Genomic DNA, 20,932 nt, shown 5'->3' with positions numbered 1-20,932 from the left:
TGTGGGCTGGTTCACAGTCTAGCCAAGCGCGAGCATCAGCACCAAAGGCAGGGTGGCGGCGGCCAACACGGTCTGCAGGGCGATGATGGTGGCCATCAGCGGTGCGTTACCGCCCATTTGCCGGGCCATCACATAGGAAGATGACGCGGTCGGCAGTGCCTGGAACAGCACCGCCACCACCGCTGCCTGGCCACCCAGGCCAAGCAGGCGGCACAAGCCCCAGGTGGTCAGCGGCATGACCAGGAACTTGAATGCCGACGCCGCCATCAGCGGGCGCACCTGCTGGCCCAGGCGGGCACCACCCAGGGCTGCGCCGACGCACAGCAGGCCCAGCGGCAGGGCGGCCTGGCCCAGGGCCTTGACCGTGGGTTCGATACCCGCTGGCAGGCCCAGCCCACTGGCGCGCAGCAGCAACCCGCCGGCGCAACCGACGATCAAGGGGTTGGCGAAGATGGCCCGCAGCACTGTGGCCGGTGAGCTATGGCGTGCGCTGAAGCGGGCGAACACCAGCACGCAAAGCAGGTTCACCAGCGGCACGATGGCGGCGTTGGCCACCGCCGCCAGGGCGATGCCGGCGCTGCCGTAGATACCCGCTGCAAGGGTGGCGCCGATGTAGTTGTTGAAGCGGATGCCGCCCTGGAACACCGAGGTGAAGTCGGCACCGTCGTGGTTGATTGCGCCCTGGTACAGCACCAGCAGCACGGCCCCGGCCAGGGTCGAGAGCATCAGCACGCCGACCATGCCCAGCACCGGCACGCCATCGAGGTTGGCGGTGGCCAGGCCATGGAGGAACAGCGACGGCAGCAGTACGTAATAGCTCAGGCGCTCGGCGCCGGGCCAGAAGGTATCGGCGAGGAAGCCGCGCAGGCGCAGGAAAGTGCCCAGGGCAATCAGCAGGATGATCGGCAGCAGGGTAGTCAGCAGCAGGTGGAGCATGATCGACGTTCCGTGGTCGGGTACGGGGCACAGACTACTGGTGCGGATCGATCTGTAAAAACGTTGTTTTCTGCACTGACCATTGAGGAAAAATGCATGGTTGCTCTGGGGGCGCTGTGCGCCCCTTTCGCGACGCAAGGCCGCTCCCACAGGTTTGCCACTGCCTTCAAATGCAACGCGTTCGCTGTGGGAGCGGCCTTGTGTCGCGAAAGGGGCGCGCAGCGGCCCCGGCAATCTCAAGCCTCCAGCGCAGTCTTCAGCACCGCACTCAAATGCCGCCGCTGGCTCTTCTCATGCTCCAGCAACACCACCCGCCGGGTCAGCTGCGGGTCGCCAAACGGCAGGCAGGTGGCCGGTGGCAAGCGTTGCAGGTCGTCATCGGCCATGGGGATGATTGCCACGCCCAGGCCCATCACCGCCATGCGCGCCAGTGCTTCCTGGCTGTCCAGCTCCATCTGCTCGCTCACCTGCAGATGCTGGCGGCGCAGCTCCTGCTCGATCTGCCGCCCGGCCCAGGCTCGCTTGTCGAAGCGCAGGAACGGCTGGCTGGCCAGCAACTGCGGCACGCTTAGCCCGGCCAGGTCGGGGCTGGCGATGGCCCAGAAGCGGTCTTCGAACAACGGCGTGAAGTCCAGGCTTTGCGGGTAGGGGCTGACCGGCTCGGTGGTGATCGCCGCATCGAGCTCGCCGTCTTCCACCCGCCGTGCCAGTTCGGCCGACATGCCGGAGGCCACGCTGACATGCAGCTGCGGATGGTGCGCCTTGATCCACACCAGCGCCTTGGGCAGGCGCCGCGCCAGCACCGTGTGGATCGCCCCCAGGCGCAGGCGGCCGCGCAGGCTCGGGCCGCTGGCCAGGGCGTCGGCCAGTTCGTCATAGCTAGCCAGGATGCTCTCGGCGCGGGCCACCGCCAACTGGCCGGCTTCGGTCAGCGACACCTGCCTGCGGCTGCGGTCGAACAAGGTCACCTGCAGTTCGTCTTCGAGGGTCTTGATATGCAGGCTCACTGCCGAAGGGGTGAGGCTGAGCAGGTCGGCGGCACGGGCGAAGGTGCCGTGGCGGGCGATGGTCACCAGGGTGCGCAAGGCTTTGAGGGACATGCGGGTGAGGTCCGGTTTCAAGCTGACAGAGCTGCATTGTCAGGCCCGGCCCTATCGCCGGCAAGCCAGCTCCCACAGGGTGCCGCAATGGCCAACGCCGGTGGAGTACCTGTGGGAGCTGGCTTGCCGGCGATAGGGCCGGGGCAGGCAGCACTGCTCAACGCCCACCACGCCCATAAGCCTGGCTGATCCGGTCGATCACCATGGCCAGGGCGACGATCGCCAGCCCGGCCTCGACGCCTTGGCCGACATTCAAGGTCTGGATCCCCGACAGCACGTCCTCGCCCAGCCCGCGGGCGCCAATCATCGAAGCCACCACCACCATCGACAGGGCCATCATCACCGACTGGTTGAGCCCGGCCATGATGCTCGGCAGCGCCAGCGGCAGGGCGATGCGCCGCAACCGCTGCCAGCGGCTGGCCCCCAGGCCATGGGCGGCTTGCAGCAGCGAAGGGTCGATCTGGCTCAGGCCCAGTTCGGTCAGCCGCACCAGCGGTGGCAGGGCATAGATCAGCGTGGCGAACACGGCGGGCACCTTGCCCAGGCCGAACAGCATCAGCACCGGGATCAGGTAAACGAAGGCCGGCAAGGTCTGCATCACATCCAGTACCGGCAACAGCAACCGCTTTGCCAGCGGCCGGGCAGCCAGCAGGATGCCCAGCGGCACGCCCACCAGCACGCAGAGGCCGGTACTGACCAGCACCAACGCCATGGTCTGCAGCAGTTTGTCCCACAACCCGAGCATGCCGATCAGGGCCAGCAGCGCCACCAGTACTGCGCTGCGCAGCACGCTGCGGCTGGCATGCCAGGCCAGCAGGCCGATCAGCAACAGCAGCAGCCACCACGGCATCAGGCGCAGCAGGGTTTCCAGGCCGACCAGCAGTTGCAGCAACTGGTCCGAGACGCTGCGCAGGTGATCGCCGTAATGCAGCACCAGCCAGTCGACCAGCCGGTTGACGCTGTCGGCAAAGGAGAATTGCAGGGCTTCGGGGAAGCCGCCGCTCACAGGCTGCCCTCGACTTTGCTGGCAATGTCCGCAGGCAACCAGGCTTTCCACACCTCGCGGTTATCGCGCAGGAAGGTGAGGGCAGCGTCGCGGGGCGGCGTGCGCTTTTCGCTCATGTCGGCCAGTGCGCTGTTCAGTCGGTCGATGGGCAGGTCGACCCGCTCGAACACGCTCACCAGCTCTGGGTAGCCCTCGCGAAAGGCCTTGGATACGCCAACCGACAACTTGGCCGGCAGCGAGCTGCTGCCCTTGGGCTCGGGGTTGCCGGCATCGGTGAGGGTGGCCCAGGCCTGGGCATCGAACGGCGGCTCTTGCAGGCGTATGAGCTTGTAACGCCCCATCAAAGGGGTCGGGTTCCAGTAGTAGAACAGCACCGGCTGGCCACGGCGGATGGCTGAGCCGATTTCGGCATCCATTGCAGCCCCGGAGCCACTGCGGAAGTTGGTATAGAGATCATTCAGCCCGTAGGCCTTGAGTTTCTGGCTGTTGACGGTTTCGGATGTCCAGCCGCTGGGGCTATTCAGAAAACGCCCTTTGCCGGGTGACTCGGGGTCGCGGAACACCTGCGGGTAACGCTTGAGGTCCTCGACGCTGCGCAATTCCGGCGCCACGGGTTTCAGCTTGCGTGCCGCATCGCCCTCGATCACGTAGGCCGGCACCCACCAGCCTTCTTCGGCGTTCTTGACCGTGTCGCCCAAGGCGAACACCTGGCCGGCCTGTTCTGCCTTGACCCAGGCAGGGCTGCGCCCGGCCCATTCCTCGGCGATTACCTGCAGGTCGTTGCGCGCCAGGGCCACCTCCATGCTGACGGTGCTGCCGGGCAGGGTGTCGGTGGTGTAGCCGTAGCCACGCTCCACGATCAGCCGCAGGATCTCGGTGGTGAGGGCACCGCTTTCCCAGCCGATGGCACCAAAGCGGATGGGCGTGGTGCGTTCTGCCGAGGCGGCGCTGTCGGTGCTGGCCAGGCCGACGGCGAGCAGCAGGCCGGCCAGCAACGTCGGAATCTTTTTCATGGGGCCTCTTGGAGTGGCGCTACTGAGTTGCCGCAAGTGTAGACGACCGGCTCCAGGCCCGGCAGGAAGGCCGCTGCACGCGATTGGCAGCGGCCTGCAAGTGACTCAGACGCGGAACTGGTCCATCAGCGCCTGTTGCTGGTTGGCCAGGCTGTTCAGCGACTGGCTTACGCGCGCCGACTCGTTGGCCTGCCCCGACAGCGATTCGGTGACATCACGGATGGTTGCCACGTTGCTGTTGATTTCCTCGGCCACTGCGCTCTGCTCCTCGGCGGCCGAGGCGATCTGCAGGTTCATGTCGGTGATCACCGTCACTGCCTGGCCGATGCGCTGCAGCGCGGTGACGGCCTGGCCAACCTGCTGCACGCCGCCCTGGGCCTGGCGGTGGCTGTTGTCCATGGCCCCGACCACTTCGCGGGTGCCGTTCTGCAAAGCCTCGATCACCTGGCGGGTTTCCTCCACCGATTCCTGGGTACGCTGGGCCAGGTTGCGCACCTCGTCCGCGACCACGGCAAAGCCACGGCCGGCTTCACCGGCACGGGCCGCCTCGATGGCGGCATTGAGCGCCAGCAGGTTGGTCTGCTCGGCGATCGAGCGGATCACTTCCAGCACCGAACCGATCTTCTCGCTGTTCTGCGCCAGGCCCTCCACCTCGGCCATGGCGTTGCTCATGTCGGCGGCCAGGGCATCGATGCTGTGGGTGGTGCGGTCGATCACCGCCAGGCCTTCGCGGGTGGCCTGGTCGGCGTCGCGGGCGGCCTGCGCGGCCTGGGCGGCGCTGCGGGCGACGTCCTGGGCGGTGGCACTCATCTCGTGCGAGGCAGTGGCCACCTGGTCGACCTGGCGGTACTGCTGCTCCATGCCGGCGCTGGTCTGGGTGGCAATTGCCGAAGACTGGTCAGCGGTACCGCGGGCGGCCTGCACCGAGCGTTTGACCTCGGCGATGGTCGGCTGCAGCTTGTCGAGGAAGCGGTTGAACCAGCCGGCCAGTTCGCCCAGTTCATCCTGCTTCTGGTAGGTCAGGCGGCGGGTCAGGTCACCTTCGCCGCTGGCGATGTCCTTGAGCATGCTTGCCACGCCGAGGATCGGCCGGGTAACGCCGCGGGCCATCAGCCACACCATCAGCAGGCCGGCAATCGCCGCCGCCAGGCCCAGGCCAAGTTCCAGCAGGGTGCCGCTGGTGTTCAGCGCGTCCAGTTCCTGTTTCAGCGCTTCGGCCGGCCCGGTCAGAGCGTTTTCCGGCACATCCAGCAGCACGCCCCAGGGCTGGGCATCCGGAATCGGCCGGAACGCGGCCAGCACTTTCAGGCGCTGCTGGTCGTGCACGATGGTCATCTTGCCGTCAGCCAGCTTGCGCACCAGTTCGGCACCCTTGGCGGTGTCGACCTGGTCGAAGCGCTGGGCCAGCTTGCTGGCGTCGGCGCTGTAGCCGGCCAGCAGGCCGACCGGGCTGAGGATGCCGACCGTGGTGCGGCCTTCGTACAGGCTGCGGCTGGCCTCCTGGCTCAGGGCCTGCAGGCTGTTGAGGTTGATGTCGATGGACAGGGTGGCGATCACCTTGCCGTCGACTGCCAGCGGGAAGACGATGCTGGTCATCAGCACCTGCTGGCCATCGATGTCGTAGAAGTAGGGCTCCACCACGCACACCTTGCCGGATGTGCGCGGGCACACCCACCAGGTATTGGCTGGCTGGCCGCTGGGGCCGATCTCGGTGTTGGCCATGTCATGCTCGGGCAGGGCCATGGCCGTCAGCTGGCCGACACGCGGCTGCGACCAGTACAGGGCGAAGCGCCCGGTTTCGTTGCTGCCCAGTTCCGCCTTGCCGGCGAACAGGCTGTCCTTGTTGTCCAGGGCGTTGGGCTCGAACACCAGCGACAGGCCGAGCAGATCAGGGTTGGCCTGCAGGGCGGCGCGCACCTGGCGGGTCATGTCCTCGCGCAGGTCGAAGGCATCGAGAAAGCGCTTTTCCGCCTGCTCGCGCAGGAACAGCACCTGGCGGGCGAAACCGGCGCCGTACTGGTAGGCGTCCATGAACTGGCGGCGGATGTTCAGCGCCTGCACCTCGCCCTGCGACTCGATGCGCGACTGCGCCGACTCGGTCAGCATCTGCATGCTGCTGGCCTTGACCAGGTCCGAGCTGTGGTCCATGCGGTACAGCGACAGGCCGACGAGCAGGGTGACGATGCCGGCCAGGCAGAGACCGGCGAGCAGGGTGATCTTCCACTGGATGGAAAGTTGTCGCAAAGGCATGGGGGTGGGTCCCTTGTAATAAGAGTGTGGCTGACGAATGTGTCGGCTGGCGCGGGCTTTTCTTTATTCAAACGTTCAATTTAATCCGCAGGCCGCGCGAGGCGTTGGTAATCCCCCGCAACATGGCGCTTTTGACATCTGCTGCCCACTGCTTCAGAGTGCGCGCTTTTTTTCTGTCGCAATGAGGTAAGCCAACCATGAATGCAGTGATCGCCGCGGTCGGCATCATGCTGATACTCAGCCTGTCCCGCGTGCACGTGGTCATCGCCCTGATCATCGGGGCCCTGGCCGGTGGGCTGGTGGGCGGCCTGGGTATCGAGGGTACGCTCAAGGCCTTCAACGGCGGCCTCGGCGGCGGGGCCACGGTGGCCCTGTCCTATGCACTGTTGGGCGCCTTTGCCGTGGCCATCGCCAAGTCCGGCCTGGCCCATGCCCTGGCCGACCGCGCCCTGGCCATGATCGACCGCCAGGGCCATGCCAATGGCGGCAAGGTCAAATGGTTGCTGGTCGGCCTGATGCTGGTGGTGGCGGTGTCGTCGCAGAACATCCTGCCTATCCACATCGCCTTCATCCCCTTGCTGGTGCCACCGCTGCTGTACGTGCTGACCCGCCTGCGCATCGACCGCCGGCTGATCGCCTGCGTGATCACCTTCGGCCTGATCACCCCGTACATGTTCCTGCCGGTGGGCTTTGGCAACATCTTCCTCAACGAAATCCTGCTGGCCAACGTTGCCCGCGCGGGTGTCGACGTGAGTGGCGTGAATGTCACCCACGCCATGGCCATCCCGGCAGCCGGCATGCTGGCTGGCCTGTTGCTGGCGGTATTCATCAGTTACCGCAAGAAGCGTGACTACGACCTGGCGCGCATCGAGCAGGTGGAGCAGGTGAGCGTGCAGTACAACCCGCTGACCCTGCTGGTGGCCGGGCTGGCGATTGCCTCGGCGTTCATCGTCCAGTTGTGGCTGGACTCGATGATCATCGGCGCCATGGTCGGCTTCCTGATCTTCTCGCTGTCGGGCATCGTGCGCTGGAAGGACACTGACGACCTGTTTACCGAAGGCATGAAGATGATGGCCATGATCGGTTTCATCATGATTGCCGCCTCGGGCTTTGCCGACGTGATGAAGGCCACCGGTGAGGTGAAGAGCCTGGTGGAAACCTCGGCGCAGTGGATCGACCACAGCAAGGGCGTCGGTGCCTTGCTGATGCTGCTGGTGGGCCTGCTGGTGACCATGGGCATCGGCTCGTCGTTCTCCACCGTGCCGATCCTGGCCGCGATCTTCGTGCCGCTGTGCGTGCAGCTGGGCTTCGACCCGCTGGCCACCGTGTGCATCGTTGGTACCGCCGGTGCGCTGGGCGACGCCGGCTCGCCTGCCTCGGACTCGACCCTGGGCCCGACCTCGGGCTTGAACGTGGATGGCCAGCACCACCATATCTGGGACACCGTGGTGCCCACCTTCATCCACTACAACCTGCCACTGCTGGCGTTCGGCTGGTTGGCGGCGATGACGCTGTAAGACGGGGAGGGCGTCAGCCCTTGTCGGGCGGCGGCGAGATGCGGTTGAGCACGGTGCTGCCGTCCTTGCTGCGGGTCAGGTAGACCGGCAGCACCTTGGGCAGGTTGTTGACCAGGCGCCCCACCTCACGGGTGTTGTAGATGCCGCTGATGCGGATGCGGCCGGTGCTGGCGTCGGCCAGCAACAGCGGTGCGTCGAGGTAGCGGTTGATAATCGGCAGGGCCTGTTCCAGGCTCAGGTTGTCGAGTACCAGCTTGCCGTCGCGCCAGGCCAGGCTGTTGCCGTAGTCGTCGCTCTGCTCCAGTTGCGGCTCGAAGTCGCCCTTGTGATAGCTGGCCTGCATCCCCGGGCCCAGGCGGTAGCCACCGGCGCTGCCGTCGCTGGATACCAGTACCGAACCCTCCACCAGGGTGACCTTGACCTGCTCCTGGTACTTCCACACGTTGAACTGGGTGCCGGTGACGCGGGTCTGGCCGCGACCGGCATGCACGATGAACGGGTGGCTGCTGTCGTGCTGCACCTTGAAGAACGCCTCGCCACGCTTGAGCGTGACCTGGCGTTGGTCCTTGTAGTTGAGGTAGGTGAGCTCGGTGTTGAGGTTGAGCTGCACCGTGCTGCCGTCGCTCAGCTGCACGGTCTGCATGTGCGCGCCGGCTTCGAAGTGCTGGTAGTGGTTGGGCAGCCAGCCTTGCTCCCAGCCCACCCAGCCGGCCAGCGGCAGCACCGCCAGGGCGATCGCGGCAGCGGATGCCAGCGGCCGCCAGTTGCGCGGGCGTGCGGACTGTTGCACGGGCGGGTTGAAGTCGATGACGGTGGCATTGCGTGGCAGCAGGTCGGCGGTTTGCCAGATTTCCAGCATCGCCTGGTATTCCTCGGCATGCCGCGGATCGGCCGCCAGCCAGCGGGCGAACGCCTCGCGCTCGCCCGCCGTGCAATCTTCGGCGTGCAGGCGCATGCACCAGTGCGCGGCGGCGTCGGTGATGGCATCGTCTGGGCTGGGATTGAGGCGGTCGTGGTTCATTGCGGCTCCGGGTTTTGCGCATTCTACCCTTGCTGGAGGGCTCCCGAGAACCGAGGTAATGGCGAATGACTATCAGTTGTGCCGGTTTTCGTCGGATTGGTGATGGTTTTCCAGCGTTTGAGAACCCTTCGCGCAGGTAAAACAATGGCTGAAATCGTTGGGGCTGCCTTGCAGCCCATCGCGACACAAGGCCGCTCCCACAGGTACAGCGCTGCCCGATGGGTTGGTGCGATACCTGTGGGAGCGGCCTTGTGTCGCGAAAGGGGCGCACAGCGCCCCCAGCAGCTCATCAGAACTGCGCCGCCTCCAAACCATACAGGCTGCCACTACCCGCCCGGATACTGGCCTCCAACCCCAACCCCCGCGGCAAGACCCGCTGGAAGAAGAACTCCGCACACGCAAGCTTGGCCCCATGAAACGCGGCATCCTCGTCACGCCTGGCCAATGCCACCGCCGCCATCCGCGCCCACATGTAGGCATACGCAGTCAGCCCGAACAGCTGCAGGTATTCCACCGCCACCGCGCTGACCAGGTTGGCATCCTCGCCGGCCCGCGCCCGCAGCCAGGCGCTGGTGGCCTCCAGCCGCGCCAGGCTCGCTTGCAGGGCTTCACGGTGCAGCGGCGCATCCACGCTGAAGGCCCGCACCTCGGCGGCAAAGCTGGCCAGTGCCTGGCCACCGTCGGCCAGCACCTTGCGCCCGAGCAGGTCGAGGGCCTGGATGCCGTTGGTGCCTTCGTAGATCTGCGCGATGCGCACGTCGCGCACCCGCTGCTCCTGGCCCCATTCGCGAATGTAGCCATGGCCGCCATACACCTGCTGGCCGAGCACGCAGCTTTCCAGGCCGTTGTCGGTGAAGAACGCCTTGGCCACCGGCGTCAGCAGCGCCACCAGGCGCTGCGCATGCTCGCGCTCGCCAGCGTCTTCGGCGTAGCGCGCCAGGTCCAGTTGCTGGCCGACGTAGGCGGCAAACGCCCGCCCACCTTCGGTGAGGGTGCGCATGGTCAGCAGCATGCGCCGCACATCGCCGTGGTGGATGATCGGGTCGGCAGCCTTGTCCTGTGCCTGCGGGCCGCTGGCGGCGCGGCTTTGCAGGCGTTCGTTGGCGTAGCGGGCGGCGCTCTGGTAGGACGCCTCGGCACAACCGATGCCCTGGATGCCGATGGACAGGCGCTCGTAGTTCATCATGGTGAACATCGCCGCCAGGCCCTTGTTCGGTTCGCCCACCAGGTAGCCGACGGCACCATCGAAGTTCATCACGCAGGTGGCCGAGGCCTTGATGCCCATCTTGTGTTCGATCGAGCCGCAATGGGCGGCGTTGCGCGCGCCCAGGCGGCCATCGGCCTCGACCAGGTACTTGGGCACCAGGAACAGCGAGATGCCCTTGGCACCGGTGGGTGCATCCGGCAGCTTGGCCAGCACCAGGTGGACGATGTTCTCGGTCAGGTCCTGTTCGCCGCCGGTAATGAAGATCTTGCTGCCGCTGATGCGATAGCTGCCGTCGGCCTGGGGCTCGGCGCGGCTGCGGATCAGCCCCAGGTCGGTGCCGGCATGGGGTTCGGTGAGGCACATGGTGCCGGCCCAGCGGCCTTCGTACAGGGGCGGCAGGTAGGTGGCCTTGAGCGTTTCGCTGGCGTGGGCGTCTATCGCCAGGCAGCTGCCGGCGCTCAACGCCGAATACAGGCTGAAGCTGCAATCGGCGGCGTAGAGCATTTCTTCGAACAGCACACCGAGCATTTTCGGCATGCCCATGCCGCCATGTTCGGGGTTGCCGCCCAGGCCGACCCAACCGCCTTCGCGGTAGGTGTGCCAGGCCTCGCGGAAGCCGTCAGGGGTAGTGACTTCGCCTGCGGCAAAGCGCACGCCTTGCTCGTCACCGTTGCGGCTGAGCGGGGCAATCAGCTGGCCGGTGACTTTGGCTGCTTCCTCGAGGATGGCATCGGCGGTATCGGCGTCGATGCGCTCGGCCAGGGCAGGCAGGCGGGCCCACAGGGCCGGGGCGTTGAACACATCATGCAGGACGAAGCGCATGTCGCGCAGGGGGGCTGTGTAGGTGGTCATCGGGGGCTCTTGGAATAATGGAAACATGGGCTGGCCTCTTCGCGGGCACGCCCGCTCCCACAGGTAAAGCACAGGGTTCGAGGCCGGTGCAGTCCCTGTGGGAGCGGGCATGCCCGCGAAGAGGCCACCACTGGATCAGAGGGCTTTGGCCCGGTCGCGCAGCACGTACTTCTGGATCTTGCCGGTGGAGGTCTTGGGCAGTTCGCCGAACACCACGGTCTTCGGCACCTTGAACCCGGCCAGGTGCTCGCGGCACCAGCTGGTGATGTCGGCTTCGCGGGTGTCTTCGCGGCCCGGCTTGAGGGCAACGAAGGCGCACGGGGTTTCCCCCCATTTTTCATCCGGGCGCGCTACCACCGCGGCTTCCATCACCGCCGGGTGCTTGTACAGGGCGTCCTCGACCTCGATGGTGGAGATGTTCTCGCCACCGGAAATGATGATGTCCTTGAGCCGGTCCTTGATCTCGACATAGCCGTCGGCGTGCCACACGGCCAGGTCACCGGTGTGGAACCAGCCGCCACGGAAGGCTTCGACGGTGGCCTCGGGGTTCTTCAGGTAGCCCTTCATCACCGTGTTGCCGCGCATGAAGATCTCGCCCAGGGTGTCGCCGTCGCGCGGCACCGGCTCGAGGGTTTGCGGGTCGGCGACCATCAGGCCGTCGAGGGTCGGGTAGCGCACGCCCTGGCGGGACTTGATCCGTGCGCGCTCTTCCAGCGACAGCTCATCCCATTCGTCATGCCAGGCAGACACGGTCACCGGGCCGTAGACTTCGGTCAGGCCGTAGGTGTGGGTGACCTGTATGCCCATCTCTTCCACGGCGCCGATGACCTTGGCGGGTGGCGCGGCGCCGGCGACCATGGCCTGCACCGGGTGCTCGATGGCCGCCTTGGCCGCCTCGGGCATGTTGACCAGGGCGTTGAGCACGATCGGCGCGCCGCACAGGTGGCTGACCCGGTGCTCGCGGATCAGGGTCAGGATCTTCTGCGGGTCGACCCGGCGCAGGAACACATGGGTGCCGGCCAGCGCGGTGATGGTCCACGGGTAGCACCAGCCGTTGCAGTGGAACATCGGCAGGGTCCACAGGTACACCGGGCGATGGCCCATGCCCCAGACCATCTGGTTGCCCAGGGCGTTCAGGTAAGCGCCACGGTGGTGGTAGACCACGCCCTTGGGGTTGCCGGTGGTGCCGGAGGTGTAGTTGAGCGAGATCGCCTGCCACTCGTCATCGGGCCATTCCCAGGCAAAGTCCGGGTCGCCTTCGGCGAGGAACGCCTCATAATCCAGTTCGCTGACCGCACGGCCTTCGCCGTACTCCGGGTCATCCACATCCACCACCAATGGCGGGTGCTCGAGCAAGGCCAGGGCCGCCTCGATGACGCTGTGGAACTCGCGGTCGGTGATCAGTACCTTGGCCTCGCCATGCTGCAGCATGAAGGCGATGGCCTCGGCGTCCAGGCGTACGTTCAGGGTATTGAGCACGGCGCCGGTCATGGGCACGCCAAAATGGGCTTCGAGCATGGCCGGAATGTTGGGCAACATCACCGCCACGGTGTCGCCACGGCCGATACCCCGGCCCACCAGGGCGCTGGCCAAGCGTCGGCAGCGTTGGTAGGTCTGCTGCCAGTTGCGGCGGATGGCACCGTGGATCACCGCCGGATAATCGCCATATACGGCAGCGGTGCGTTCGATGAAACTCAGCGGGGTGAGGGCGACATGGTTGACGGCAGCGGGCATCAGGCCCTGGGCATAGATCGACATGCGGTAATCCTGTAGAGGAGGCAGGCACAACCTGTGCGCTTGACCCCCGGTGGCTGATTGTTAGCTCTGTTCAGGGTGCAGGGAGGCGGACGGTGGGCCGCTCCCCCTTGTCGCAGTTTTACGCGAGTCGCTATGGTATTAGGAATATCGACTATAGCAATATAGTAAAACTACTATAACAACGAGCCGCCTACCGTGGACAACACTGCCTATCCCTTGCTCGCCAAGGACCCGCAACCCAGCCTGATGCTGGCCGGCGACGCCAGGCCGCTGGCACTCAACCCGGCGCTGCAGGCCTGGGTCGATGAAGGCCCGGCACTGGCCAGCTGGCTGCCGGGCAACTGCGCCTCACTGGTGCGCGCCTGCCTGCGCCAGCGCCGGGCGATCGCCGATGTCGAGGTGCAGGTCGGCGAACGCATCGTGCTGTGGAGCTTCATCCCTGACGACCAGGGCCAGCAAGTGCTGGCGCGTGGCCGCGATGCCAGCGACGAGCGCCATGGCGCACGCGAGGCCAGCCGCGCCCGGCGCCTGTACCGGCTGATCATCGAGAACACCACCGACCTGATCTCCCGGCATAGCCCCGATGGCCGTTTCCTCGATGCCTCGCCGGCGGCATTCCGCCTGCTTGGCCTGTGGCCCGAGCAGCTGCGCGGCATGGCCGTGCATACCTTGCTGCACCCGCGCGAGCGCCGGCAGGTGCTGCGCCAGGCCGCCGCCGCGCTGGACCAGGACGGCTACCACACCATGACCTGCCGGGTGCGCCAGGCCGCAGGCGGCTACCGCTGGTTCGAGATCGCCAGCCGGGCCATCCGCGAAACCTACACCGGCGCGGTGGTGGAGGTGGTCAGCGTGTCCCGCGACATCACCCTGCGCATCGAAGCCCAGGAAAGCCTGGCGCACAGTGCCCGCTTGGCCACCTTGGGCGAGCTGGCTTCGGGCATTGCCCACGAGATCAACCAGCCGTTGGCCGCAGTGGTCAACTATGCCAATGCCAGCCAGCGCTACTTGCAGGGCCTGGAGCGCGACCCGCAGGCCCGCGAGCGGGTGGGGCAGGGCCTGCAACGCATCAGCGAACAGGCCACCCATGCCGCCGAAGTGATCCGCCGCCTGCGCGCCTTCCTGCGCAAAGGGCCACGCCGCCTGCAGGCGCTGGACGTGGCCGAGGTGGCCGGCGAAGCCATGCGCCTGTGCGCCTGGGAGGCCGCGCGTGACCAGGTGGTAGTCGAGTTGCGCATGAGCGCGCAGTTGCCCTTGGTGTATGCCGACCGGGTACTGCTGGAGCAGGTGCTGTTGAACCTGTTGCGCAACGCCATCGATGCCAACCGCGAGCAGCATGGCGAGCGGCCGTCACGTATCCTGCTGGGCGCCGCGCGCGATGGCGATGGCGTGCTGGTCGAGGTGGCCGACCAGGGCCCGGGCGTGGCGCCCGAGCGCCTGGATGAAATCTTCACGCCGTTCACCACCAGCAAGGCCGACGGCCTGGGCCTTGGCCTGAGCATGAGCCGCAGCCTGATCGAGGGCTTTGGCGGCAGCCTGTGGGCGCGAGCCGGTGACAATGGCGGTCTGGTACTGTGCTGCCGCCTGGCGGTCAGCAGGGGATAAGGGGAGATGGCGGTGCAAGCGAAAGTGTATGTGGTCGATGACGACCAGGGTATGCGCGACTCGACGGTGTGGCTGCTGCAGTCGGTGGGCTTGCAGGCCTTGCCGTTCGCCGGCGGGCAGGCGTTTCTCGATGCCTGCGTCGACGATGGGCCGGCCTGTGTGCTGCTGGATGTGCGCATGCCTGGGCTGGGCGGGTTGGCGGTGCAGCAGGCGATGCGCGAGCGTGGCCTGGGGTTGCCGGTGATCTTCGTCAGCGGCCATGCCGATGTGCCGATCGTGGTGCGGGCATTCAAGGCCGGCGCCTGCGACTTCATCGAAAAGCCCTACAACGACCAGTTGCTGCTCGACAGCGTACAGGCTGCGCTGGAGAGCGCCGGGCGGGCACGCCAGGACGACCAGGCGCTGGCCGAGGTGCAGCTGCGCATCGATGGCCTGACACCGCGCGAGCGCGATGTGTTCGTGCCGTTGGCCCAAGGGTTGAGCAACCGCGAGATTGCCGAGCGGCTGGGGGTGAGCGTGAAGACGGTGGACCTGTACCGGGGGCGGGTGATGAAGCGGTTGCAGGCCGATAGCCTGGCGGAGTTGGTGGGCATGGCCATTGCCTGCGGGGCGGTGGAGGCACTGGGCCTGCGATTGCGGCAGTGACAGCAGTCACAGTTCCCTGTGGGAGCGGGCGTGCCCGCGAAGCAGGCACCGCGGAGGATGGCACGGGCTTCGCCCGTGTTCGCGGGCATGCCCGCTCCCACAAGGGCGCGCAGGTTTTAGGTGTGCTTAAGCAATTCATGAAATTTTCCATAGCAACCTAATCAAAGCTTTGACATTCACTGCCTAGGCAGTAATATTTTTACACAATTGCCCGAGCAGCCTCCGATGGCCCATTTCTCCCCCGAAAACTTCCAGACCTGCGCCATCGGCATGCTGCTTGGCCGCGCGGCGATCCTCAAGGACCGCATTCTCGACTGGCACCTTGAATCCGAAGGCGTCACCGCCGCGCAGTTCAAGGTGCTGATCATCGTCACCCAGTACCAGGTGGACACCCCGGCCGAGCTGTGCCGCTACCTGGGCCTGGACAGCGGGTCGATGACCCGCATGCTCGACCGCCTCGAGCAGAAGGAGCTGATCGTGCGCAACCGCTGCGCCGACGACCGTCGCCAGGTGCGCCTGGCCCTTACCGCCGATGGCCAGCGCCTGGCTGACCGCCTGCCGGAAATCGGCGCGGCGGCCATGAACGAGTTGTGCGGCGCGCTGGCAGCCGAAGAGCTCGAGACCCTGGAAGGCCTGCTGGCCAAGGTCCTGCTCGCTGCCGGCGACCCGTTGACGATCCGCCGCTTCGGCGATCGTTGAACCCTGTCACGAATTATCCAAGGTATTGTCATGGCCACTCCCGCAGACACCCCGACTCCCTCCGCCGCGCCCGAACCGTCGCGCAAGCGCAAGGCCTGGCTGCTTGGCCTGGTGTTGCTGCTGATCCTTGCCGGCGTCGGTGCCTGGGCCTGGTACAGCCTGGTCGGGCGCTGGCACGAAAGCACCGACGATGCCTACGTCAACGGCAACGTGGTAGAGATCACCCCGCTGGTCACCGGCACCGTCACCAGCATCGGTGCCGATGACGGCGACCTGGTTCACGCCGGCCAGGTATTGCTGCAATTCGACCCGGCCGACAGCCAGGTGGCCTTGCAGTCCGCCGAAGCCAAACTGGCGCGCAGCGTGCGCCAGGTGCGCGGGTTGTACAGCAACGTCGACGCGCTCAAGGCGCAGCTGGAAACCCGCCAGGCCGAGCTGCGCAAGGCCCGCCAGGACTTCAACCGGCGCAAGGTGCTGGCCGACAGCGGTGCGATTGCCGCGGAAGAATTGTCCCATGCCCGCGATGACCTGAGCGTGGCCGAGGCCGCCGTCAACAGTGCGCGCCAGCAGCTCAGCACCAGCAGCGCGCTGGTCGACGATACCGTGGTGTCCTCGCACCCCGAGGTGATGGCCGCCGCCGCCGACCTGCGCCAGGCCTACCTCGACCATGCCCGCACCACCCTGGTGGCACCGGTCACCGGCTACGTCGCCAAGCGTACCGTGCAGCTGGGCCAGCGCCTGCAACCGGGCACCGCGACCATGGCGGTGATCCCGCTGGACCAGGTGTGGATCGACGCAAACTTCAAGGAAACCCAGCTGCGCGACATGCGTATCGGCCAGCCGGTGCAGATCAGCGCCGACCTGTACGGCAGCGAGGTCAGGTACAGCGGCACGGTCGACAGCCTTGGCGCCGGCACCGGCAGCGCCTTCGCCCTGTTGCCGGCGCAGAATGCCACCGGTAACTGGATCAAGATCGTCCAGCGCGTGCCGGTGCGCATCCACCTCAGCCCCGACCAGCTCAAGGAGCACCCGCTGCGTATCGGCCTGTCCACCGTGGTCGAGGTCGACCTGCACGACCAGAGCGGCCCGGCCCTGGCCCAGCAGCCACCGCAGCAGGCCAGCTACACCACCCAGGTGTATGACCGCCAGCTGGTCGAAGCCGACAACCTGATCGCCCGGCTGATCCACGAAAACAGCGCAACCGGCAAGACGGCCCAGCGATGAGCAACAACGCTGCTGCCCAGTTCACGCCACCGAGCCTGCTGCTGACCACCATCGGCCTGTCACTGGCGACATTCATGCAGGTGCTCGACACCACCATCGCCAACGTGGCCTTGCCGACCATTTCCGGCAACCTGGGGGTGAGCTACGAGCAGGGCACTTGGGTCATCACTTCGTTCGCGGTGAGCAACGCCATCGCCTTGCCGCTGACCGGCTGGCTCAGCCGGCGGTTCGGCGAGGTGAAGCTGTTCATCTGGGCCACGCTGCTGTTCGTGCTGGCCTCGTTCCTGTGCGGTATTGCCCAGTCGATGCCGGAGCTGGTCGGTTTTCGCGTGTTGCAGGGCGTGGTGGCCGGGCCGTTGTACCCGATGACCCAGACCTTGCTGATCGCCGTCTATCCGCCGGCCAAGCGCGGCATGGCCCTGGCGCTGCTGGCGATGGTCACGGTGGTGGCGCCGATTGCCGGGCCGATTCTCGGGGGCTGGATCACCGACAGCTACAGCTGGCCGTGGATCTTCTTCATCAACGTGCCCATCGGCCTGTTCGCCGCCGCCGTGGTGCGCCAGCAGATGCGCACCCGGCCGGTGGTCACCAGCCGCCAGCCGATGGACTACATCGGCCTGCTGACGCTGGTCATCGGCGTTGGCGCGTTGCAGGTGGTGCTGGACAAAGGCAATGACCTGGACTGGTTCGAGTCGTCGTTCATCATTGTCGGCAGCCTGATCTCGCTGGTGTTTTTGGCGGTGTTCGTGATCTGGGAACTGACCGACCGTCACCCGGTGGTCAACCTGCGCCTGTTCGCGCACCGCAACTTCCGCGTCGGCACCATCGTGCTGGTGGGGGGCTATGCCGGGTTCTTCGGCATCAACCTGATCCTGCCGCAGTGGCTGCAGACGCAGATGGGCTATACCGCTACCTGGGCCGGCCTGGCGGTGGCGCCGATCGGCCTGTTGCCGGTGCTCATGTCGCCGTTCGTGGGCAAGTACGCGCACCGCTTCGACCTGCGTGTGCTGGCCGGGCTGGCGTTCCTGGCGATCGGCAGCAGCTGCTACATGCGTGCCGGGTTCACCAGCGAGGTGGACTTCCAGCATGTGGCGCTGGTGCAGCTGTTCATGGGCATTGGCGTGGCGCTGTTCTTCATGCCGACCTTGAGCATCCTGCTGTCCGACCTGCCACCGCAGCAGATTGCCGATGGCTCGGGCCTGGCGACCTTCCTGCGTACCTTGGGCGGCAGTTTCGCGGCGTCGCTGACCACCTGGATCTGGATTCGCCGGGCGGACCAGCACCATGCATACCTGAGCGAGCACATCAGCCAGTTCGACCCGGCCACGCGGCATACCCTGGAGCAGCTGGGCGGGGCCAGCCCGCAGAGCTATGCGCAGCTGGAGCAGATACTCAACGGGCAGGCGTACATGATGTCGACGGTGGACTACTTCACCCTGATGACCTGGGTGTTTGCCGGGTTGATCCTGCTGGTGTGGTTCGCCAAACCGCCCTTTACCGCCAAGGCGGGGCCGGCGTCGGCAGGGCATTGAGCCGGGCCAGAACAAGGCCCAGGCTCTTGCCCTTGCCAAATGCCATGTCAGGCACTCGCTGCTGCGTACCAGGGCCGCTGCATGCGCAGCACCAACCGGTCGATTTGCGGCACCAGCAGGTTGCCGGCCAGCACGGCGAAGCAGAGGCCATCGGCATACAGCCCGAATTCGCGAATCAGCTCGGTCAGCGTGCCGACGGTCACGCCGAAGAGGATGCGACCGGCGCGGGTATTGGGGCTGGTGACCGGATCGGTGGCGATGAAGAAGGCGGTGAAGAGGTAGCCGCCGAGGCTGAGGTTGTACACGGCTTCCTGCAGGCTGTGGCCGGCGGCCATGCACAGCAATACCGTGCTCGTGACCATCGCCAGCGGAATCTCGATGCGGATCACCCGCAGCAAAGCCAGCAGCAAACCGCCGGCAATGTAGCCGTACCCCGACAGGTTGTGGGTGACATGGGTGAACTCGTTCTGCGCCAGTTGTGTGGCACCGGCGAACGCATCGAGATCCAGGCGTGGCGCCAACTGTAGCTGTTGCAGCAGAACCGCCTTGGCGTCCAGGGCTGCGGTCCAGGGGGCATGGTTCGATGGCGCGGGGTACAACTGCTGGTAGAAGCAGATGGCAACCACCCCCAGGCCAACCATGGCAGGGTTGAGGCGGTTGCGACCAAGGCCTCCACTGGCGTGCTTGCACAGTGCCAGAGCGGCAAAGCTGGCCAGGGCGATCATCCACAACGGCACCATCAGCGGCAATGCCCGAGCCAGTATCAGGCCCAGCACCAGCCAGCTGAGGTCGCTCAAACCTTTGCGTACGTCATGCCCGCGCAGGCGCAGCAGGGCGGCTTCGAAGCCCAGGGCGAACAGCACGCACCAGAAGGCCTGCAACCAGACCACGACGCCGAATTGCCAGGCATACAGGACGGTGCCCGGCAGCAGGCACAGGACGACCAGCAGCATCACCGTGCGCAGCCGTTGCGGGATGGGGTGGCGTATCAGGCTCATGCGCGGACCTCCGTCTTGCTCTGGCGGAAGCGTTCGCGCAGCGGGATATTGCTCGGGCAGATGCTGCTGCAGCTGCCGCATTCGATGCAGGCGTCCAGGCGCAGCTCTTGCAGGCTGGCCTTGTCCAGGCGTTCGGCGGCAGCGTAGAGGTCCAGCGGCCGCAGCGACATCGGGCAGACATCCACGCAGCGCGTGCAGCGAATGCAACTGCTGGCGGGGCGAGCAGCTGGCAGGTAGCGCTCGGCGCCGAATATCAGGCAGCTGCTGGTCTTGCTGACGAAGGCGTTGGCGTTCGGTAGCGGCTGCCCCATCATCGGGCCGCCGACCTGGGTCAGCTGCCCAGTGGGGGACGCGCCAGCAATCGCGCGCAGTTCGCTGACCGGGTAACCCACCGGCACCCGCACATTGCCCGGGCGCTCGCAGTCACCGGTCAGTGTCAGCACGCGGCTGGTCAGTGGTTCGCCCTGGAAGACGGCCCGGCCCAGTGCGTAGAGGGTTGCGACATTCAGCGCCAGCACGCCGATATCGGCGGGGCGGCTCCCCGGGGCCAGGTTGCGGCCACTGAGGCTCTTGATCATCAACGGCTGCCCACCTGCCGGGTAACGCTCCGGTAGCGGACAAATCTCGACCCGGGTGTGCGCCTGGCGAGCGGCGGCACGTAACGTGGCCATCGCCTCCGGCTTGTTGGTTTCGATGCCGAAACGGGTTGTCGTTATTCCCAGCAGCGCGGCGACATAGTCGGCGGCCTCGATCAACGCTTCGGCATTCTCACGCATGAGGCGGTCATCGCAGGTAAGGAAGGGCTCGCATTCGGCACCGTTGATCAGCAGCAGATCGGGCTGCTGTGCGCCGGCCAGCTTGAGGGCAGTCGGGAAACCCGCACCACCAAGGCCGACTATGCCCATCTGCAATGCGCGCTCGACCAGCGCCTCTGGCGTTTGCGGCAGGCCCGGCGCCGGGCGTTCGAGCCACTCATCCAGGCCATCTGCGTTCAGGATGACGGCCATGACCGGCTCGGCCGAGTCGGCCGCGAAGACGTGATCGATCCGTTCCACGATGCCGGAGGTACTGGCGTGCACCCAAGCGGTGGTGTTGTCGCCAATACCGATCACTTCGCCCTTGCGCACGTACTGCCCCGGCTGCACGCAAGGCTGGACAAACCGCCGACCCCGCCCGAGCGGGATCGCCAGCTGGATTTTTCCGATTGCGACCGGAGCAACCGGCGTGGCGTTGGACAGTTCCTTGTATCCCCTGAGCTCGATCCCTCCATGCCAACTACGCTGAGAAGATGAGGCGATGGCCAGCAGGCGCCGCCAGAAAGGTTTCTGTTGCGGCTGACGCTGGGCGCGGATGCGGCTCTGCAGGCGTTCGACGCTCTGCAACGAATGGCTAGACATTTACTGTCCTCCAATTTTTGGGCAAAGAACGCCCCTATGCGCTTATGCGCATGATGGTTTTATTGCTTCCGGGACGTTAAGCGGAAAGGGAGGGGGATGATTGATCACCCGCGCAGATCAGAGTGCTCAATGAGGATTTTGTTCGGTTTTTGACCAGGTTTGCTGATGAACGGTA

General features: G+C 66.2%; 16 protein-coding genes and 1 pseudogene. 6 read left to right on the top strand and 11 right to left on the bottom strand.

What is annotated here, in order from left to right:
• Positions 1–18: 18 nt before the first annotated feature.
• From CAG34_RS17495 to CAG34_RS29500, 6 genes and pseudogenes are all read right to left on the bottom strand, one after another.
• A complete protein-coding gene (locus CAG34_RS17495; RefSeq protein WP_085591487.1) occupies positions 19–936 on the bottom strand; it encodes an AEC family transporter in 918 nt (305 codons plus the stop codon).
• A 236-nt stretch (positions 937–1,172) separates the two neighbouring features.
• Complete coding sequence (locus tag CAG34_RS17490) at positions 1,173–2,036, bottom strand: LysR family transcriptional regulator (protein WP_085591485.1); 864 nt, start codon at positions 2,034–2,036, stop codon at positions 1,173–1,175.
• A gap of 157 nt (positions 2,037–2,193) precedes the next feature.
• Positions 2,194–3,042 carry a proline/glycine betaine ABC transporter permease gene (locus CAG34_RS17485; RefSeq protein ID WP_003260645.1) on the bottom strand — a complete coding sequence of 283 codons (849 nt, stop codon included), beginning with the start codon at positions 3,040–3,042 and terminating at the stop codon, positions 2,194–2,196.
• Positions 3,039–4,055, bottom strand: a complete 1,017-nt coding sequence (locus CAG34_RS17480) for an ABC transporter substrate-binding protein (protein ID WP_085591483.1) — start codon at positions 4,053–4,055, stop codon at positions 3,039–3,041. The genes CAG34_RS17485 and CAG34_RS17480 overlap by 4 nt, the downstream gene beginning before the upstream one ends.
• 105 nt (positions 4,056–4,160) lie before the next feature.
• The gene (locus CAG34_RS29505) at positions 4,161–4,916 is read right to left on the bottom strand and encodes a methyl-accepting chemotaxis protein (protein ID WP_370290277.1); all 756 of its coding nucleotides are present in this window, start codon (positions 4,914–4,916) and stop codon (positions 4,161–4,163) included.
• Positions 4,917–5,018: 102 nt separating this feature from the next.
• Positions 5,019–5,984 (bottom strand): annotated as a pseudogene (locus tag CAG34_RS29500) (HAMP domain-containing protein); the annotation flags it as partial.
• Between the two features lie 518 nt (positions 5,985–6,502).
• Here CAG34_RS29500 and CAG34_RS17470 point away from each other — a divergent pair.
• A complete protein-coding gene (locus CAG34_RS17470; RefSeq protein ID WP_025338869.1) occupies positions 6,503–7,822 on the top strand; it encodes a Na+/H+ antiporter family protein in 1,320 nt (439 codons plus the stop codon).
• Positions 7,823–7,835: 13 nt separating this feature from the next.
• On the opposite strand, the gene CAG34_RS17465 is transcribed toward CAG34_RS17470, so the two are convergent.
• From CAG34_RS17465 to CAG34_RS17455, 3 genes are all read right to left on the bottom strand, one after another.
• Positions 7,836–8,843, bottom strand: coding sequence for a FecR family protein (locus CAG34_RS17465; protein ID WP_085591479.1), 1,008 nt, complete (start codon positions 8,841–8,843; stop codon positions 7,836–7,838).
• Positions 8,844–9,132: 289 nt separating this feature from the next.
• Positions 9,133–10,902 (bottom strand): acyl-CoA dehydrogenase C-terminal domain-containing protein, encoded by a 1,770-nt coding sequence (locus CAG34_RS17460; RefSeq protein WP_085591477.1) that lies wholly within the window; start codon positions 10,900–10,902, stop codon positions 9,133–9,135.
• Positions 10,903–11,037: 135 nt separating this feature from the next.
• On the bottom strand, positions 11,038–12,660 hold the full coding sequence (locus tag CAG34_RS17455; RefSeq protein WP_085591475.1) for an acyl-CoA synthetase: 1,623 nt from the start codon (positions 12,658–12,660) through the stop codon (positions 11,038–11,040).
• Positions 12,661–12,855: 195 nt separating this feature from the next.
• Between CAG34_RS17455 and CAG34_RS17450 the strand changes: the two genes are divergently transcribed.
• The 5 genes from CAG34_RS17450 to CAG34_RS17430 all read left to right on the top strand — a co-directional run bounded on the left by CAG34_RS17450 (position 12,856) and on the right by CAG34_RS17430 (position 18,362).
• Positions 12,856–14,262, top strand: a complete 1,407-nt coding sequence (locus CAG34_RS17450) for a sensor histidine kinase (RefSeq protein ID WP_085591473.1) — start codon at positions 12,856–12,858, stop codon at positions 14,260–14,262.
• 6 nt (positions 14,263–14,268) lie between these two features.
• Positions 14,269–14,907 carry a response regulator transcription factor gene (locus CAG34_RS17445; protein WP_085591471.1) on the top strand — a complete coding sequence of 213 codons (639 nt, stop codon included), beginning with the start codon at positions 14,269–14,271 and terminating at the stop codon, positions 14,905–14,907.
• Positions 14,908–15,132: 225 nt separating this feature from the next.
• Positions 15,133–15,606: a MarR family winged helix-turn-helix transcriptional regulator gene (locus CAG34_RS17440; protein WP_025338875.1), complete on the top strand. Its 474-nt coding sequence runs from the start codon at positions 15,133–15,135 to the stop codon at positions 15,604–15,606.
• Between the two features lie 30 nt (positions 15,607–15,636).
• Positions 15,637–16,830 (top strand): HlyD family efflux transporter periplasmic adaptor subunit, encoded by a 1,194-nt coding sequence (locus CAG34_RS17435; RefSeq protein ID WP_085591469.1) that lies wholly within the window; start codon positions 15,637–15,639, stop codon positions 16,828–16,830.
• Complete coding sequence (locus CAG34_RS17430; RefSeq protein WP_025338877.1) at positions 16,827–18,362, top strand: DHA2 family efflux MFS transporter permease subunit; 1,536 nt, start codon at positions 16,827–16,829, stop codon at positions 18,360–18,362. The genes CAG34_RS17435 and CAG34_RS17430 overlap by 4 nt, the downstream gene beginning before the upstream one ends.
• A 47-nt stretch (positions 18,363–18,409) precedes the next feature.
• On the opposite strand, the gene CAG34_RS17425 is transcribed toward CAG34_RS17430, so the two are convergent.
• Positions 18,410–19,360, bottom strand: a complete 951-nt coding sequence (locus CAG34_RS17425; RefSeq protein WP_085591467.1) for an RnfABCDGE type electron transport complex subunit D — start codon at positions 19,358–19,360, stop codon at positions 18,410–18,412.
• Entirely contained in the window at positions 19,357–20,757 is a 1,401-nt protein-coding gene (gene rsxC, locus CAG34_RS17420; RefSeq protein ID WP_085591466.1) for an electron transport complex subunit RsxC, read from the bottom strand. Before rsxC ends, CAG34_RS17425 begins: the two co-directional genes overlap by 4 nt.
• Between the last annotated feature and the right edge of the window lie 175 nt (positions 20,758–20,932).

Source organism: Pseudomonas sp. B14(2017), from assembly GCF_002113255.1.
GTDB classification, from domain to species: Bacteria; Pseudomonadota; Gammaproteobacteria; order Pseudomonadales; family Pseudomonadaceae; genus Aquipseudomonas; species Aquipseudomonas putida_Z.
This window is presented reverse-complemented; position numbering and strand designations above follow the sequence as displayed.

What these genes read in the sequence shown, in the direction of transcription:
- CAG34_RS17440 (WP_025338875.1), top strand. Translation starts at nt 15,133, where the DNA reads ATGGCCCATTTCTCCCCCGAAAACTTCCAGACCTGCGCCATCGGCATG.
- CAG34_RS17425 (WP_085591467.1), bottom strand. Translation starts at nt 19,360, where the DNA reads ATGAGCCTGATACGCCACCCCATCCCGCAACGGCTGCGCACGGTGATG.
- CAG34_RS17495 (WP_085591487.1), bottom strand. Translation starts at nt 936, where the DNA reads ATGCTCCACCTGCTGCTGACTACCCTGCTGCCGATCATCCTGCTGATT.
- CAG34_RS17435 (WP_085591469.1), top strand. Translation starts at nt 15,637, where the DNA reads ATGGCCACTCCCGCAGACACCCCGACTCCCTCCGCCGCGCCCGAACCG.
- CAG34_RS17470 (WP_025338869.1), top strand. Translation starts at nt 6,503, where the DNA reads ATGAATGCAGTGATCGCCGCGGTCGGCATCATGCTGATACTCAGCCTG.
- CAG34_RS17480 (WP_085591483.1), bottom strand. Translation starts at nt 4,055, where the DNA reads ATGAAAAAGATTCCGACGTTGCTGGCCGGCCTGCTGCTCGCCGTCGGC.
- CAG34_RS17455 (WP_085591475.1), bottom strand. Translation starts at nt 12,660, where the DNA reads ATGTCGATCTATGCCCAGGGCCTGATGCCCGCTGCCGTCAACCATGTC.
- rsxC (WP_085591466.1), bottom strand. Translation starts at nt 20,757, where the DNA reads ATGTCTAGCCATTCGTTGCAGAGCGTCGAACGCCTGCAGAGCCGCATC.
- CAG34_RS17460 (WP_085591477.1), bottom strand. Translation starts at nt 10,902, where the DNA reads ATGACCACCTACACAGCCCCCCTGCGCGACATGCGCTTCGTCCTGCAT.
- CAG34_RS17465 (WP_085591479.1), bottom strand. Translation starts at nt 8,843, where the DNA reads ATGAACCACGACCGCCTCAATCCCAGCCCAGACGATGCCATCACCGAC.
- CAG34_RS17430 (WP_025338877.1), top strand. Translation starts at nt 16,827, where the DNA reads ATGAGCAACAACGCTGCTGCCCAGTTCACGCCACCGAGCCTGCTGCTG.
- CAG34_RS17445 (WP_085591471.1), top strand. Translation starts at nt 14,269, where the DNA reads ATGGCGGTGCAAGCGAAAGTGTATGTGGTCGATGACGACCAGGGTATG.
- CAG34_RS17490 (WP_085591485.1), bottom strand. Translation starts at nt 2,036, where the DNA reads ATGTCCCTCAAAGCCTTGCGCACCCTGGTGACCATCGCCCGCCACGGC.
- CAG34_RS29505 (WP_370290277.1), bottom strand. Translation starts at nt 4,916, where the DNA reads ATGGAGCAGCAGTACCGCCAGGTCGACCAGGTGGCCACTGCCTCGCAC.